The sequence below is a fragment of the Peribacillus sp. B2I2 genome, from assembly GCF_041261685.1.
In the GTDB taxonomy this organism is placed as follows: Bacteria; Bacillota; Bacilli; order Bacillales; family DSM-1321; genus Peribacillus.
Genome location: NZ_JBGCCB010000001.1, coordinates 1169596 through 1186105 on the forward strand (window position 1 = coordinate 1169596; position 16510 = coordinate 1186105).

General features: G+C 40.9%; 17 protein-coding genes. 15 read left to right on the plus strand and 2 right to left on the minus strand.

Annotation, left to right across the window (positions count from 1 at the left end; genetic code table 11):
• Positions 1 to 22: 22 nt before the first annotated feature.
• The 6 genes from ureG (at position 23) to ABIE66_RS05960 (ending at position 2984) form a co-directional block, all read left to right on the plus strand.
• Positions 23 to 640, plus strand: coding sequence for an urease accessory protein UreG (gene ureG, locus ABIE66_RS05935; RefSeq protein ID WP_370014172.1), 618 nt, complete (start codon positions 23 to 25; stop codon positions 638 to 640).
• Positions 637 to 978, plus strand: coding sequence for an urease accessory protein UreD (locus ABIE66_RS05940; protein ID WP_370014173.1), 342 nt, complete (start codon positions 637 to 639; stop codon positions 976 to 978). The genes ureG and ABIE66_RS05940 overlap by 4 nt, the downstream gene beginning before the upstream one ends.
• Positions 953 to 1453, plus strand: coding sequence for an urease accessory protein UreD (locus ABIE66_RS05945; protein ID WP_370014174.1), 501 nt, complete (start codon positions 953 to 955; stop codon positions 1451 to 1453). Before ABIE66_RS05940 ends, ABIE66_RS05945 begins: the two co-directional genes overlap by 26 nt.
• A gap of 21 nt (positions 1454 to 1474) precedes the next feature.
• Complete coding sequence (locus ABIE66_RS05950) at positions 1475 to 2119, plus strand: HoxN/HupN/NixA family nickel/cobalt transporter (RefSeq protein ID WP_214743531.1); 645 nt, start codon at positions 1475 to 1477, stop codon at positions 2117 to 2119.
• A gap of 172 nt (positions 2120 to 2291) precedes the next feature.
• Complete coding sequence (locus tag ABIE66_RS05955; protein WP_289324043.1) at positions 2292 to 2687, plus strand: hypothetical protein; 396 nt, start codon at positions 2292 to 2294, stop codon at positions 2685 to 2687.
• 141 nt (positions 2688 to 2828) lie between these two features.
• On the plus strand, positions 2829 to 2984 hold the full coding sequence (locus ABIE66_RS05960; RefSeq protein ID WP_353957894.1) for a hypothetical protein: 156 nt from the start codon (positions 2829 to 2831) through the stop codon (positions 2982 to 2984).
• 330 nt (positions 2985 to 3314) lie between these two features.
• Here ABIE66_RS05960 and ABIE66_RS05965 read toward each other — a convergent pair whose 3' ends face one another.
• The gene (locus tag ABIE66_RS05965) at positions 3315 to 4193 is read right to left on the minus strand and encodes a dimethylarginine dimethylaminohydrolase family protein (RefSeq protein WP_370014175.1); all 879 of its coding nucleotides are present in this window, start codon (positions 4191 to 4193) and stop codon (positions 3315 to 3317) included.
• Positions 4194 to 4688: 495 nt separating this feature from the next.
• Between ABIE66_RS05965 and ABIE66_RS05970 the strand changes: the two genes are divergently transcribed.
• The gene (locus ABIE66_RS05970) at positions 4689 to 6305 is read left to right on the plus strand and encodes a long-chain fatty acid--CoA ligase (protein WP_370014176.1); all 1617 of its coding nucleotides are present in this window, start codon (positions 4689 to 4691) and stop codon (positions 6303 to 6305) included.
• A 96-nt stretch (positions 6306 to 6401) separates the two neighbouring features.
• The gene (locus ABIE66_RS05975) at positions 6402 to 7193 is read left to right on the plus strand and encodes an enoyl-CoA hydratase (RefSeq protein WP_370016987.1); all 792 of its coding nucleotides are present in this window, start codon (positions 6402 to 6404) and stop codon (positions 7191 to 7193) included.
• Positions 7194 to 7266: 73 nt separating this feature from the next.
• Here the strand turns inward: ABIE66_RS05975 and ABIE66_RS05980 are convergent, their stop codons facing one another.
• Positions 7267 to 7455, minus strand: a complete 189-nt coding sequence (locus tag ABIE66_RS05980; protein WP_289324047.1) for a YhzD family protein — start codon at positions 7453 to 7455, stop codon at positions 7267 to 7269.
• Between the two features lie 307 nt (positions 7456 to 7762).
• Here ABIE66_RS05980 and cysK point away from each other — a divergent pair, with 307 nt between their 5' ends.
• The 7 genes from cysK (at position 7763) to yhaM (ending at position 16493) form a co-directional block, all read left to right on the plus strand.
• Positions 7763 to 8686 (plus strand): cysteine synthase A, encoded by a 924-nt coding sequence (gene cysK, locus ABIE66_RS05985; RefSeq protein WP_289324048.1) that lies wholly within the window; start codon positions 7763 to 7765, stop codon positions 8684 to 8686.
• 149 nt (positions 8687 to 8835) lie between these two features.
• Positions 8836 to 10074 carry a metallophosphoesterase family protein gene (locus ABIE66_RS05990; protein WP_370014177.1) on the plus strand — a complete coding sequence of 413 codons (1239 nt, stop codon included), beginning with the start codon at positions 8836 to 8838 and terminating at the stop codon, positions 10072 to 10074.
• Between the two features lie 21 nt (positions 10075 to 10095).
• On the plus strand, positions 10096 to 13116 hold the full coding sequence (locus ABIE66_RS05995; RefSeq protein WP_370014179.1) for an ATP-binding protein: 3021 nt from the start codon (positions 10096 to 10098) through the stop codon (positions 13114 to 13116).
• A 41-nt stretch (positions 13117 to 13157) separates the two neighbouring features.
• Entirely contained in the window at positions 13158 to 13565 is a 408-nt protein-coding gene (locus ABIE66_RS06000; RefSeq protein WP_370014181.1) for a hypothetical protein, read from the plus strand.
• Positions 13566 to 13868: 303 nt separating this feature from the next.
• A complete protein-coding gene (locus tag ABIE66_RS06005; RefSeq protein ID WP_370014183.1) occupies positions 13869 to 14693 on the plus strand; it encodes an ABC transporter ATP-binding protein in 825 nt (274 codons plus the stop codon).
• Positions 14686 to 15384 (plus strand): (2Fe-2S)-binding protein, encoded by a 699-nt coding sequence (locus ABIE66_RS06010; protein WP_370014185.1) that lies wholly within the window; start codon positions 14686 to 14688, stop codon positions 15382 to 15384. The genes ABIE66_RS06005 and ABIE66_RS06010 overlap by 8 nt, the downstream gene beginning before the upstream one ends.
• 170 nt (positions 15385 to 15554) lie before the next feature.
• Positions 15555 to 16493 carry a 3'-5' exoribonuclease YhaM gene (yhaM, locus tag ABIE66_RS06015; RefSeq protein ID WP_289324054.1) on the plus strand — a complete coding sequence of 313 codons (939 nt, stop codon included), beginning with the start codon at positions 15555 to 15557 and terminating at the stop codon, positions 16491 to 16493.
• Positions 16494 to 16510: the final 17 nt, after the last annotated feature.

Genomic DNA, 16510 nt, shown 5'->3' on the forward strand with positions numbered 1-16510 from the left:
ATATGGAGGTAAATCGATATAGATGAAACAAGTAGTCAAAATAGGTGTAGGCGGCCCGGTTGGTGCCGGAAAAACGATGCTTGTCGAGAAGCTGACACGGGTAATGGAAAAGGACTTCAGCATGGCAGTTGTAACGAATGATATATATACAAAAGAAGATGCGCTGTTTTTAATGAAAAATGGTGTACTTCCTGAAAATCGCATCATCGGTGTGGAAACTGGCGGCTGTCCGCATACAGCGATACGTGAGGACGCTTCGATGAACTTTGCAGCCATTGATGAATTGATGGAACTCCATCCGGAACTGGATTTGATTTTTGTGGAGAGCGGCGGTGATAATTTAGCGGCGACCTTCAGCCCTGAACTCGTTGACTTTTCCATCTATATCATTGATGTCGCACAAGGGGAGAAAATCCCCCGGAAAGGTGGCCAGGGAATGATTAAATCGGATTTATTCATCATTAATAAAACGGACTTGGCCCCGTATGTAGGAGCAAGTCTGGAAGTGATGGAGAGGGATACATTAACGACCCGAGGGGATAAACCTTTCTTTTTTACTAACTTAAAAGACGAAAAGGGATTGACTGATGTCGTGAACTGGATAAAGTCAGAGGCATTTCTTATAGGACTTGAGCGGTGAGTTGGACAGGCAGCATTCGCTTAAAGGCGGTACTGAAAAATGATCGTACAATAGTGAAGGATACTTATTATGACGGGGCATTCAAATTGTCCCGTCCTGTGTTTCTTGATGAACTTTCACCTACCTACTTTCTCATTCATGTTGGAGGCGGCTATGTAGGTGGTGACAAGTACCATCAGCTTTTTTGTTTGGAAGAAGGGGCTACAATGACGTTGACAACACAGTCTGCGACAAAGATATACAAAACGATGGATGAGCCGGCAGTTCAGGGAAACCGAGCTGGTATTAAAAAAGGGGAGTTTTCTTACCTATGTGCAGGACCCTGTAATTGCCTATGAATCTGCTCGATATATTCAGGATACGACGATACATATGGAAAGCGGGGCGGGATTGTTGCTGACGGATATATTTACACCGGGATGGTCAGAGAGTAAGACGAAATTTACATATGATTGGATCCGCTCCAAACTAAACGTGTTCCATGATGGTAAAAGGCTGATAATGGACCACTTGCTTCTGAATCCTTCAGACGAGATGGACTCTGTGCTCTTATTGGAAGGATACAGTCATTTTGGCTCATTATTATTGATACATGAAGAGGTGGATGGGGAAATCATTAACGAACTGGATGAAATGCTTTCCCCGTTAAGAAGCAATGTTAGAATAGGTTTTTCCCGGCTGCCAATACGTGGTTTCATACTGCGGATATTAGCAAATCAAACTCAACAGATAGAAAAGGTATTTTCTGTTTGTGAGGATCTATTCCGAAGGAGAGTCCTGCGGGAGGATGCAATCTTTTATCGTAAATATTAGCAAAGGGAAAGGAGGGGTTTTATGGAAATGAGTTTATTGCTGGTTTTGGCGATTGGATTTGCATTAGGCATCAAGCATGCCCTGGAGCCCGATCATATCATTGCCGTTTCTACGATTGCGAGCCAAAGCAAGAAAATATGGAAATCTTCACTTGCAGGCGTATTTTGGGGAATCGGCCATACACTTACTCTTTTGGTGTTCGGTGTCATCCTGATCCTTTTGAAAAACGAAATTCCGGAAGCTTGGGCAATGTCATTGGAATTTCTTGTGGGAATCATGTTGGTGTATTTAGGTATCACGACGATTTTTTCTTGGAAGCAAACTGAGCAGCATGACCATACAGGCCGGGCTACCTATCTGAAATCGATGTTAGTGGGAATTGTCCACGGACTTGCCGGCAGTGCTGCAATGGTCCTTCTAACTATGAGTACGATAGATGCAGCGTGGCAGGGGGCAATCTACATTATCATATTTGGTGTAGGTACTTGTATAGGCATGCTTCTGTTCACCACGATTTTAAGCATCCCCTTTGTCACAAGTTCTTCTTCCAAAAAAGTCAATCGTTCACTCATCCGGTTGACTGGTGTGATAAGCACAGTTTTCGGTATCTATTATATGTACAATCTGGGCATCAACGAGGAACTATTTTCTGTTTGGTTTGGTTGAATGCAGGCTATCATCCCAAGGGATACCGGGGGAAGGAACTCTCAAGTCAAAAGCTTGAGGGTTTTTTTGCTGCTAATAAATCAATAAACATTGCTATAACTCTTTTGAGTGGACTAGTATAATGAAATATATTGGATAATTAATCCACTTAGGTATGAGGAGGTGGCATTTAATGAAAAGGAAACCATTCCTGCTTGCACTTAGCCTATTAGCAATAACGTTAACTGCAGGTTGTACAACAAAGCAAGAACATATTTCCATTCAAAAATATGAAGGGAAAAACTACAAATTCGAAGCATATAAAGAAAAGATAGAAATGGGGAAAACAGAAAAAACAAAAGAAATAGTAAAAAATGCTGATTGGGAAGAATTTACATTGGAAAAGGATCATTCTAAGGCGGACTTCATCTTTTATTTTAATGATGAAAAAAGCGAGGGTAAAATAGCTGTATTTTATGTTTGGGTAAATACTGATGAAAATATTGTAGAATTGACGAAGGATGAACATAGCCAGTATGTACAGTTAAATAGAAAGGATTCTGAAACTATATTAAGACTGCTGCATTAATGAAAGGAGGAGATCCGTACTTTCAAAATTCCAGACAAGCATCTTTTTATTGTATTTAGAACTCTCATGTGCCCGAATATCATCAGAGTTAGAGTTATTTAACGTAGCCGGATTTTTAAGGTGTAAACTTTAGAGGGACTTATGAGGAAAATTACTTTATCTAATGGAAAAACGGTGGAAGTTGAATGTTTAAGCTGTGCTTTGACAAGTGGGGAAGTAGAAGCAGAGGGTGGTGTAATAGTCGAATCTGAATATTTTATGCTCACCAAGACGTTGCATATCCCGTTGAAGGTTTAGTTATTTTAGCATCAAAACGCCATATTACATGCGAATTAAATGAACCAGAAAAGGTTGATTACATAAACTTAATCCAAGATTAGAAAAGCTCAAAGGGAAATATTAGGGATAGAACACGTTTATTATATTTAACCCAAAGCAATACCTTCAACTCCTCAGGTATGGTTTCTATCTAAATTTTGTAACAAAGTTGATTGGAGCGGAAGGTGCGAGACTTCCAATCAAATGTACAAGCCATAAAAAAACAGTAGGTAAACTCGATTTTGATCGAGTTTGCCTACTGTCCTGAGAAACCGGACTTCAATACAAGTCGGGTTTCTTTCGTTCTGCTCAGGCTGGGTCAGTCTTCTTATTCGTTGTCCTCAATAGTGGCATTGTGCAACAACGGAAAGAGCCACCGGACTTGATGATTTCGCTTATATCGACTTCAATGACTTCGTATCCGCGTTTACGAAGCTCACTATTTACCTGTTTATTACAAGGAAGACTGAATAATTTTTTATTCCCAATCGAAAGCACGTTTGTTCCTAAGGTGAATTGTTCTTCTTTAGTCACTTCAATCATGTCATAACGTGAAGCTAATAAATCCATCTCTTTTTTTGTAAAGGACTCTGGAAAAATAAGCGCCTCTGTCGGTGATATGATATTGAAAACACAATCTAAATGAAGGAACGTTTCAATGAAAGGAACCGCGATGATATCGTATTCAGGTAATAGGGTTTGAAGATGCTTGACGGATGATTCATCCGTTCTTTCACTGATTCCAATATAGATGGTCTTTCCGTCTATAAGGACATCCCCGCCCTCAATATGATTTTTGAGAAGGTTGAAAAATGAGATACCATTCGTTTCGAGCCAGGATTTCAATATTTGTTCTTCACCCTGCCTGATACCTGTTGCCAACTCAGCAACGTAAACGGTATTGCCAAGAGTGAAACCGATATCTCTCGTAAAGACTTGTTCTGGATATGTTAATTCGGGCGGAAGTTTTATGACTTCAATCCCTTCATGTTCAAGAGCCTTAATAAATTGGGCGTGCTGCTTCAAGGCAAGTGCCTGATCGATATTTTCTTCTTGAAACTCTTTTTGAGTTTCGTTAATGATCTCCCTGATTTCCATATGACGAGGTTCACAGACGATCACTCGTGATAGCTTTGAATATTCACTCGCACAATAAGCTTCTAGTTCATCGTTTATTTTGTTTACCATAAATGAGCTCCCTCTAAATATAATTGTATCTTTACTATTTCCTCTTTTTTCTAGAAAGAAACATAAAAAATAAGTCGTGGTCTCTTTAATCTTCTTTAGAGTATATTGCTTTTTATACTGAAATAATTTACGATTTAATTTATACCTATGCAGAAGAATCCTTACTCTATTTAAAAGAGCTTTCCATGGATCGAAGGTAAAGTCATTACAGGATTTTGTTTTTTTAGATAAGGACTAATGATGGTTTAAATTTCTAAGTCCAATGGACGAATGGATAATCGTAAAACGGAACATTGACGAGCTTCCGCATTCTAAGAAATCAGGCAAATAGAATATCAAAAAAAGGGATCTGGTTTAGATCCTTTTTTTATTTGAAATATCTTCAAGATAACCCCAAATTCAAAATAATCGTAAAACGCACCTAGGGAAAAAGGATTATTTTTTTTCTGGTCGAATATATAATGAAGACGTTTTCAATATTAGGGGGAGATTGTAATGATGGATACACCATTGATCATGACTCAAATCATTGAGAGAGCTGAAAAATATTTTCCTAAGAAAGAGGTAGTTTCGCGTACGGATGGTGGAATTCACACTTTTACATATGCTGAGATTGCTGAGCGTACAAGAAGGCTGACTAGTAACCTTGAAAAATTCGGTATTAAAACAGGTGACCGGATTGGAACACTCGCTTGGAACCATCATCGTCATTTAGAAGCTTATTTTGCGATTCCTTGTCATGGTGCTGTCCTACATACAATTAATATGCGCCTGTCCCCTCAACATGTTTCTTATATCGTCAATAGTGCGGAAGATCGATTATTACTGATAGATCCGGATGTCATCCCCCTGTTGGAAGCGATTAAAGATGAGTTAACGACGGTGGAAGGATATATCATAATGACGGATAAAGATGAGCTGCCTGAAACGACCCTTTCACCTATTTATCATTACGAAAAACTATTAGCCGAAGGGAATCCGAAACAGCCATTCATTCAAACCTTGGGTGAAAATGCTCCTGCCGGCATATGTTATACTTTCGCCACGACCGGGAATCCAAAAGGGGTGGTTTATTCACATCGTGGAATTTTGTTGCATGCGATTGCACTGGGGCTTGCCGATTCTACAGCTTTAAGTGAACGTGATGTGGCCCTTCCTGTAGTGCCCATGTTTCATGTAAATGCTTGGGGCATGCCTTTTGCCAGTGTTTGGTTTGGCACTAAGATGGTTTTGCCGGGACCTTATTTCACCCCAAAGATTTTGGCTGAACTTATAGAAACGGAGAAGGTCACAATTGCAGCAGGGGTTCCGACGATATGGATGGGATTATTGAAGGAGCTAGAAGAAGGCAGCCATGATACGAGCAGCATTCGCGCTGTTTTATGCGGAGGGTCGGCTGCCCCGAAAAGCATGATTAAAACATTTGAACAAAAGTATGGGATACCATTCCTGCATGCCTATGGAATGACTGAAACAAGCCCGCTCGTTTTTGTTTCCAAACCAAAAAGCTATCAGGAAGACCTCCCTGAAGAAGAACTTTATGAGTTGAAGGCTAAGCAGGGCCTTGTCTCGCCAATGATTGAAATTAAAGTGATCGGTCAGGAAGGCGAAGTAAAGCCTGATGGAAAGGAAATGGGCGAATTACTAATCAGGGGTCCTTGGATAGCGAATGAATATTTTAAAGATGAGCGGTCAGGGGATACGTTTAAAAATGGCTGGCTGTATACCGGGGATGTTGTCACGATTGATGAAGAAGGATTCGTGAAAATCGTCGACCGGACTAAAGACTTGATTAAAAGCGGGGGTGAGTGGATTTCTTCCGTAGATATAGAGAATGCATTAATGGCCCATGAAGGAATATTTGAGGCGGCAGTAATTGCAGTGCCTCACGAAAAGTGGCAGGAACGACCGATTGCCTGTGTTGTTTTGAAGGACGCATACAAGGGACAAGTGTCTCAAGAAGAAATCATCGAATTTTTAAAGCCGCAGTTTGCAAAATGGTGGCTGCCGGATGAAGTGGTCTTTTTGGATGATATTCCGAAAACGGGTGTTGGGAAGTTTTTGAAAAGGGCTTTGCGAGATCAGCTTCAGGATAAATATATCAAGAAATAGTATGTTTGTTTAATTGTAACTTTTCGCCCTATTCTGATAACTAATGAAAAATATATAATAGAGTTATAGAAGGAAAGAGGAGGAAATAAATTGAGTATTGAATCGACATCACCTGCAGGCACTGTTTTAGTCACATATTCGGACCGGAAGGCTACTGTTGCAATGAACCGTCCAGAGGCCATGAACTCTTTGAATCCGCAAATGCTGCATGACTTTATTTATGCACTTAAGGAAGTAAGTGAGAATGAAGAAGTGGACGTCGTCATTTTAAAAGGGAATGGGAAAGCATTTTCCGCTGGCGGGGATATTAAGATGATGCTCTCGCCTGGCGAAGAAAACGCTTTCGATGACCTGATGGATGGAATCAGTGAATTGGTCACCACATTATATTTCATGCCTAAACTGACCATCAGTGCCATTCATGGTGCAGCCGCAGGGCTTGGATTGAGTATAGCTCTTGCAACCGATCATCTTATTGCAGATTCGGATAGTAAAATTGCAATGAATTTTATCGGAATTGGATTAATTCCTGATGGCGGCGGACACTTTTTCCTTGAGCGTCGTCTTGGTGAAGTAGGTGCAAAAGAGTTGATCTGGGAAGGTAAAGTGCTAACAGCGCTCGAAGCTAAAGAAAAGGGCCTCATTCATGAAGTGGCAGACGGAACCTTGGAACATGCGGTAGAGAAGAAAGTGCAAACGTGGCTGCAAAGCCCAGTTCAAGCCATGATAAAAACGAAAAAGATCCTTAGTGAAAAAAATCGCCCACTATTAATTAAGATGCTTGAGATTGAAAAAGCCGCTCAAATGAAAATGCGTCAAACAGCGGATCACCAAGAGGGAATAAAGGCTTTCGTGGAAAAAAGGAAACCGAACTTCATCGGAAAATGAATTTGAAAGGCCGTCACTTTATTGTGACGGCCTTTCTCTAACTAGTTTAAAATGATTGCGCTCCCATTAAAAATCAGCGGTGAAAAAGTAATAGTGCACCTGAAGGTGATGTACAGCGATGTGTTTGATCTTGATAGTTTTTTTCAATCAATAGATTTTGTCCCAATTCTTTTGCTTGTTCATCATTCTCGGCTGTAAATGATTCATCCAATAGTTTTTCCCCTGACGGTTCAAAAACGGTTAATTTGTATATTCTGTTCATTTTTAAAACTCCTTTTTCAATATAATACTGTCTAAAGATAGGTACTGTTATAAAAATTTTATCATTATCTGTTAATTTTGACTATTATTATGTCAGAGCAATGTATTAACACTGAGAATATTGAAGAGTAAACTGTATATCTTCAATAATGATGGAAAATAACTATACCGAACAAACTTTATAGTTTTTTTCCTTTAGAATGAGAATAAAACCTATTTATACTAGAGGAATTCTCTCTTTAATGAAAATTCATAAATGATATAATAATCTTGAGGGAAAGTGTATGGATCGAAGGGAGTTTTTTTGAATGACAGTAAGAATCGTTAATAATATCACGGAATTGATAGGAGATACACCTGTTGTCAGAATTAATCATTTAACAGCGGAGGGTGACGCGGAAGTATTTGTGAAACTTGAATATTTCAATCCGAGCCGCAGTGTAAAAGATCGGGCTGCCTTCAACTTAATTAGGCAGGCTGAATTGGATGGAATCATTCAATCAGGGGCCACGATTATAGAGCCAACATCAGGAAATACAGGCATTGGGCTTGCAATGAATGCCGCGGCAAAGGGTTATCGGGCCATTATGGTCATGCCGGATAATATGTCAAAAGAAAGAATCAATATATTAAAGGCATACGGAGCGGAAGTTGTCCTCACCCCTGCATCAGAGCGGATGCCTGGAGCCATTCGTAAAGCTGAGGAGCTCGCCGCGGAGATTCCCAATAGCTTTATTCCGCAGCAATTCGAAAACCAAGCAAACCCTGATATTCACAGAGTGACGACTGCAGTCGAGATTCTAGATCAGATGGATGGAAACCTGGATGTGTTTGTCGCTACTGCTGGAACGGGAGGAACGATAACCGGTACAGGTGAAGCATTAAAAGAACAACTGCTGGATTTAAGGGTTGTCGTTGTCGAGCCTAAGGGTTCTCCTGTTCTTTCGGGCGGAAAGCCTGGCCCTCATAAATTAGTGGGTACGAGCCCAGGTTTTATCCCAAGCATTTTAAATACAGAGGTATTTGATGAAATCGTTCAAGTGGCTGATGAAGATGCCATTTCTACCATGAAGGATATGGCTTCGAAGGAAGGTATATTGATTGGACCTTCAGGCGGTGCTTCTGTCTGGACTGCACTGCAGGAAGCTCGGCGTCTTGGAAGTGGAAAAAGGGTATTATGCATTGCACCGGATAATGGCGAACGCTATTTAAGTATGGATATTTTTAATTAATGAAAAAGACCGAATGCCGTGCATGGAACAATGTTCACGCCATTCGGTCTTTTTCCTGTTGAATTTGCCCATACTGGATTCCATGATGACGTATTAAAATAATAATAAATGGGAAAGTATGTTCTATTCATGGTAAAATTAAATGTGAAATGTTTATAGAAATCGAGGTGATACTTTTGAGCGGCGTAAAGTTCATTCATGCGGCGGATCTCCATTTGGATAGTCCCTTCTCAGGGTTGAAGGATTTGCCTTCAACTATATTAAAGGAATTGAGGGAAAGCCCGTTTAAAGCGTTTCAAAATATCATTAATGAAGCAATTTCCCATCAGGTTGACTTTATCGTGTTATCGGGGGATCTGTTTGATGGGGAAAATCGGAGTCTCCGGACACAGGTCCGCTTTCGAAGGGAAATGGAAAAACTTCAGCGACATCAGATCCCTGCCTATATCATCCATGGTAATCATGATCATCTCAGCGGCTCATGGATTACTGTGGAGCTACCGGATAATGTCCACGTATTTTCAGGGCAAACCGAAGTGAAACTATTTGAAAAAATCGGTGGGACGACTGTCCACCTGTATGGATTCAGTTATCCACGCCGTCATGTAAGGGAGAGAATGATTGAAACCTACATAAAAGCCGAAGGGGCTGATTATCATATTGGTCTGCTTCATGGGAATTTGGAAGGCAATTCCGAACATAGCCCATACGCCCCTTTTTCATTGAAGGAACTAGCTGCTAAAGACTTTGATTACTGGGCATTAGGCCATATCCATAAGCATCAGGTGGTTTCAGAAGATCCGCTAGTGATTTACCCAGGAAACATTCAAGGCAGGAACAGAAAGGAGTCTGGAGTTAAAGGGTGTCTGCTCGTCGAATTCGACGGGGACACGAAGCGCCATACCTTTATTGAAACCTCGGAAGTGATATGGGAAAGTGAAACAATTGAAATATCCGCGGATGGTGGATTTGATGCCCTGTTCAAGCAATGCAAGGAAGTAATTGAAAAGAAGAGTTTTGATGGGAGAAACTTTCTTTTGGAAATGAATCTGGATGTTGGGGACGCAGCAGACGCTTTCGGGGAATATCTTGAGGAATTGACCCGGATTTTGCAGGAAGAGGAGCAGGGTGAATCGTTTGTATGGGTGTATAAAATAAAAGTCATCCAGTCCATGCCAATGTTTAGGTCAAATGAAAGGATATCGCCATTTATGGCTGAGGTATCGATGCTTGCCTCTGAATTTGATGATACGGAGGCTGCACTGGCCCCGCTTTATAATCATCCGGGTGCAAGAAGGTTTCTTGATTCAATTGAGCTGGAAGAGCAGAGGGAGCTTTTGGAAGAAGCGGAAAGATGGCTTTTGCATGTGTTTGAACCGAATAAATGAGTGTAGGGAGGAGGAACGGATTTGATTATTAAAGACCTCCATGTTTATGGGTACGGCAAACTCGAAAATCAGCGTTTTCCTGAATTGGGACAGCTGCAGATTTTCTTTGGGGAAAATGAATCAGGCAAGTCAACCATTATGTCCTTCATTCATAGTATGCTTTTTGGTTTTCCAACAAAGGTTCAAAATGAACCGCGTTACGAGCCTAAAATGCATGCCAAATATGGGGGAAGGCTTAGTCTCATAACAAAAAAAGATGGGGAAGTCATTATTGAACGGGTGAAGGGAAAAGCTACTGGAGATGTGAAATTGACCTTCGAAGATGGAAGGGTTGGCGGCGAGGAAGAACTGAATGAGATTCTCCATGGCGTGGATAAAAACTATTACCAATCCATTTTTTCTTTCGACCTTCAAGGTCTGCAGGGTATACATACACTAAGTGAAGGGACCATGAGTAAATATCTGCTTTCCGCTGGGTTGATTGGAAATGATAAACTTCTTGAAGCCGAAACGAAATTGCAAAAAGAGCTGGATTTAAGGTTCAAGCCATCAGGCCAAAAACCTCAGCTGAATGTGAGAATAAAAGAACTTAAGGAATTGCAGAAAAAAGTAAAAGCTTCAGAAGAAGAACAGCAGTCGTATACGTCATTACTTCAGGAAGAGGCAAAGCTTAAGGAGGACCTTTCTGAAATCACGGAAGATATTCAAGAGATTGAAGAAACACTTGTTAACATGAGTACTTTTTTGCGAATTAAACCCTTAGTTGAAGAACGGGGGAAACTTGAAACTGAAATTGGTAAAATCAAGGGTGTGAGTTTTCCTGTTGATGGTTTAAAAAGGCTTGAACAGTTACAGGCAGTAGGAATGCCCCTGAAAGCCCAACTTGCCGCATTGACGGATAAAGTGACCAAACTTGAGGGGAATCTCACGGAAATCGAAATCAAACCGTTCATCAAGGAAAATAAAGAGCAGATTGAACATGCGATCGATCAAGGAGCATTGCTGGAGAAGCTCGAGCTGGATATAAGAAAAGCGGAACATGAAAGGCTGATGGAAGAAAAGAATATCGAAAAGGTGAAACAGGAATTATTCTTGGATGTTTCTGATGATGAAATAAGAAAACTTGATATCAGTACATTCATGAAGGAAAAGGTCAAAAGGGCGGAGCGGGAAAAGCATCGACTTCAAAATGATAAAAAACAGCTTGATGAGAAATATGGACTTCAAAAGGGAAATCTGGAAACGTCAGAAGCCCGCTTGAGGGAGATTAAGGCCCAGATAATGCCAGCAGAAAAAAGAAAAGAACTGGAAGCCTTATACACCAAGCAGCATAACACCGAATTTGAAGCAGCCAAAAGCCATATTCTTGATGAACAAATACTTGAAGTTGAAAAGCAATTGGCATTACAGAGGAAGAAGGCAGCGCATCACCGCAAACGTGCACGTATAATGAATGGCAGTTTGATGGTCCTTCTATGTGTAGGTGCGATCGGAAGTTATTTCAGTGAACAGATTTTGCTGGGAATTATACTTCTGGCCATGGCTGTTCTGTTTGCGGTTTCCAGGTCTCTCTTCAAAGGAGATGATATATTGTCCGGGTATATCCGGCAATTGGATGAGCTGAAAAGGAAAAGGGCTGCAATTGGGAGTGAAACTTATAGAGGGAGTGAAGGAGAGTCGATGGGACAGTTGCTTGAACTGGACCAACGACTTAAAAGGCGGCTTGAAAGTGAAAGGTTCAAATATGAAGAAAGGGAGGAAGCGTTTGAATCGACCATTCAGGAATATGCCGCATGGGAAGCTGGCAGGGACCGATTGGATAAGGAGGTGAGAGGCATATTAAGCGGTTGGGGCCTGTCTTATCCCGGAGTTGATTTCAATCTTGAATCTGTATTTGAACTGCTTGAGAAATGGAAGGAAGCCGTTGACAGGAAATATGAAACGATCAAGAGATACCAATTTCTATATGCTGAGTTTGAAGGTAAATCGAAGGCTTTATTCCATTTTGCACACAGCCTTGATTTTGAACCATCCACATGGCGGGAGGCAATTGGGCTTTTGAAACGGGAAATGAATAGGACGGTTGAATTCTCCGTTCAACTAGCACAATGGATGCAGGAACAAAGTCGTTTGACGAACGAGATCGAGCAGCTGACGATGGAAAAGGATTATCTTGATGCGGAAATGGAACAGCTATTTAAGTTAGCGAAGGTCAGGGATGAGGAAGAGTTCAGACATGACGCTGCCTTGTCCGAAAAGAAAGTCACTTTACAAAAACAACTTGATTTGATTACCATTCAAATTGGGCAATCCGGAATGCAGCCAGAACAAATCCAAACATACTTAAAACAAGGGATCACCACATATACATTTGAAAACTTGGAAAGGAAACGGAAGGATTCTGTAAAGGTGAAATCACTTTTATTAGAGAAGCAGTCTGATGCGAAGCATAGGATAAAACAGCTTGAAGCTTCAGGGATTCATGATGACTTACTTCATCGTTTTTATGAAGAGAAAGCTGCTTTTAACGAAGAAGCAAAGGAATGGACGAAATTGGCAATAGCCAAAAGCCTATTGAATAAGACTTTGGATCGATATAAAAGGGAACGCCTTCCGAAGGTCATCGCTGATGCGGAGCGGCATTTTGCCTTTTTAACGAATGGGAGCTATCGGAAAATCATCCTTGATCAGTCGGGAGAAGGAATTTGGGTACAGCGCAGTGATGGCTTGAGTTTCAGGGTTGAAGAGGTCAGCCGCGGGACAGCAGAGCAAATATATGTTTCCCTAAGGCTTGCACTTGCTGATCATACTTTTGAAAATGATTCATTCCCTCTCATCATTGATGATAGTTTCGTCAATTTTGATGCGGAAAGGACAAAACGGATGCTTGAGTTATTGAAAAAAGTATCGGAAAAGCGGCAAATTTTCTTTTTTACTTGTCATCGATATGCAATGGAACATTTTACCGAAAATCAAGTAATTCGTCTACCCACTCCCGTATTGCGCCAAAATATGAATGATTTGATCATCCCCGAAATATAATGGGATTTATACTATAAATAAAGAGAGTGAAGTCATTGAATATGAATGAGTTTGTAAGCCACCATGATTCTTCTTTAGAGTTAATCATCGAAAAGGAGTTTCCTGATAAACGATGTGTTGGAGGGAAATATTCTGCCAAAGGACATACCATCACTTTATATAGTAGAGATATCGAAATTCAGTGTGAACGCTCCCTAGGCTCTCTTGAAAGGCTTGAAGAATATACATGGGTGATTCTCACACATGAGATGGGCCACGCGCTAGACCCCGATCTTGCTGTACTGAGTGAGGAGCTATACAGTACAGAAAAATCAGAAATCCTTTATCAAATAGAGGTCAATGCCTGGAACATCGCAGAAGGTTTAGTACCTTTTATCGATCAGGATTTATTTACCTTCATTAGAGATGAATCCCTGGCACATTGTACAAATCGCCTGCTGGTCGGTTAAAAGGCTCTCCAAATGGAGGGCTTTTTTATTTTCCGCTCAATCTAGTTAGGAGATTTCGATAAAGGATTTCCCGGAGGGGGAGCAAGGACAGAATCTTTTGTTGGGCAAGTTAATACACTGAACTAAATTTTTTTACATTAATGTTTCCAAAGGAAGCATCATATCTTTAATCGAATGTTCACTTTAATGAACAATTTGAGAGGAATGGGCCAAGGAGTTTTTGGTTTATATTCTTTTTTTAGATTGACAGTGAGAATCATTTTCATTAAACTGGTATTATTAGACTAAAAGGGGAGTATTTTTATGCGACCAGCTATTAACACACAGTCTTTATCGCTCGGTTATGGTGATAAATTAATAATAAATGATATGAATATAGAAATACCCGATGGGGAGATCACGGTGTTCATCGGTGCTAATGGATGTGGAAAATCAACTCTTCTAAGGTCGGTTGCCCGCTTGTTAAAACCTCAATCCGGTTCAGTTTTACTCGAAGGCAAAGCGATTTCAACCATGTCATCGAAGGATGTAGCAAGAAAGATGGCGATTCTTCCACAATCGCCGGTTGCTCCTGAAGGACTTACAGTCTATCAACTTGTTAAACAAGGAAGATATCCTTATCAAAGTTGGTTGAAACAGTGGAGTTCCGTGGATGAAGAGAAAGTTCAAAAGGCAATTGAAGCAACGAACCTGACCGAATTGAAGGATCAGGCAGTCGATGAATTATCGGGAGGCCAGAAGCAACGGGCATGGATAGCGATGACGCTGGCTCAGGATACGGACATCATTTTGTTGGATGAGCCGACTACATATCTTGATATGACCCATCAAATCGAGATTTTGGACTTATTGTTCGACTTGAATGAGTTTGAGAACAGAACGATCGTGATGGTGCTTCATGATTTGAATTTAGCTTGCCGTTATGCGGATAATCTGGTGGCACTTAAAGATGGGGCGATACATGCTCAAGGTCGGCCAGAAGATATCATTACGCCTGAATTGGTGCAGCATGTATTCAGCATGGAATGTCAAATTTCTTATGATCCAATTTTCGGCAGTCCCATGTGCATCCCGTTTGGTAAAGGCCGATACGCTCAACGTCATATGAAAGCGCTGGCTAATGCATAACCTCTCACCATCTATTGAAAAAGAGCTGCAAGGATATCGCATATCCTTTCGAGATGAAGCCAAAGTTTCCAAGACCTTCAATCATGTTGAAGACCTGATTCAGTATGCACAAGCCCGATCTGGGGCGGAAACGGCAAGAATAGCAATTTCAATGTGGTTCAGACGTTATGCTTTTTTTGTCACGGCACAATTTTACATGTTCAGCAAACATCGGCTTATCTGGGAAGGCACACTTCAGGACATTGGCGTTTTGGATGATCCGGAAGATGAACATTGGCTTCCGGATTTTTTGCTGAAAAATAACAGGTGGAGCAGTGTTACGGAAATGGAAAGCTCTTCCGCCCTACATTCCATATTAAGCAGCTTTGGTGCGGATGCCATTCGCTCATTTTCTGGAACCACTAAAATATCGAAACTTGTACTTTGGGAAAATATTTGGGGCTATACAGTATGGATGTATAGTGAGTTACTGAGACAGACAGATATAAAGATGCGAGTTGAAAAGGACATTGAAAGGCTGCTTGATGATGAAGTATGGCTGAATATTGAATCGCGTTCCCCTTTTAAACGATTCATTGGGAAAAAAAGTGTTCAGGAATCCATGAATCCTTATAAACGGGTGACATGCTGTTTATATTACCGAATTGAGGGCCATGAAAAATGCGCGTATTGTCCGAACAAGAACTGTTGAGATAGGTTCGATTAGCCAGGCTTGTGTTCAAGCCTGGTTTTCTTGTGGAGTGATAAGTAGACGCAGCTTAGGCTTAACTTTCATTGTCCATCACTTATTAACGAAAACTAAACACACTGACGAGGTTGATATGTTATAATGTTGATATTTAATTGAACGGAGGCAGTCGCATGGGAAATGGGATCATACACTACGGAATTGGTGAAGTAGTAGATATATATATGTACATTAAAACGAGTACAAAAGCGGTTGCAAGTAATGGAAAGCCGTTTTTAACATTGATTTTGTGTGATAAAACCGGGGAGATCGAGGCAAAGCTATGGGATGTTTCCGAGGCGGATGAGACAACATACAGTGCGGAAGCTACGGTGAAAGTTCAAGGGGAAGTCCAGAATTATCGAGGACGCAGCCAATTGAAAATCCGTAATATCAGAATTACTTCAGATGCTGATGGCGTCACGAAAGCCGATTTAATTCAAACGGCCCCTTTAAGTCAGGAAGAAATGATGGAAACCATCACTCAATTCATTTTTGAAATGAGGAATCCGAATATCCAAAGGGTGACTAGGCATCTCATTAAAAAATATCAGAATGAATTCCTGACGTTTCCTGCTGCCACTAAGAACCATCATGAGTATATGTCTGGACTCGCCTATCACGTTGTATCGATGCTAGGGCTGGCTAAGGCCATTTCAACCCTATATCCTTCGCTCAATAGGGATCTTTTGTATGCAGGAGTCATTCTGCATGACCTTGGTAAGGTACATGAGCTATCTGGGCCTGTATCGACTGTTTATACAGTGGAAGGTAACTTGTTGGGGCATATCACCATCATGGTAAATGAAGTCGGAAAGGCAGCAGAGGAATTAGGCATTGAAGCAGAAGAAATCATGATTCTCAAGCACTTGATATTAAGCCACCATGGTAAAGCGGAATGGGGCAGTCCCAAACCGCCAATGGTGCGGGAAGCGGAAGTGCTGCATTATATTGATAATATGGATGCCAAGATAAATATGATGGACCGTGCCTTGGAAAAAGTGAAACCGGGTGAATTTACGGAGAGAGTCTTCGCGCTCGATAACCGTTCATTCTATAAACCAACATTTTAATCAAATATGCTTCTTTC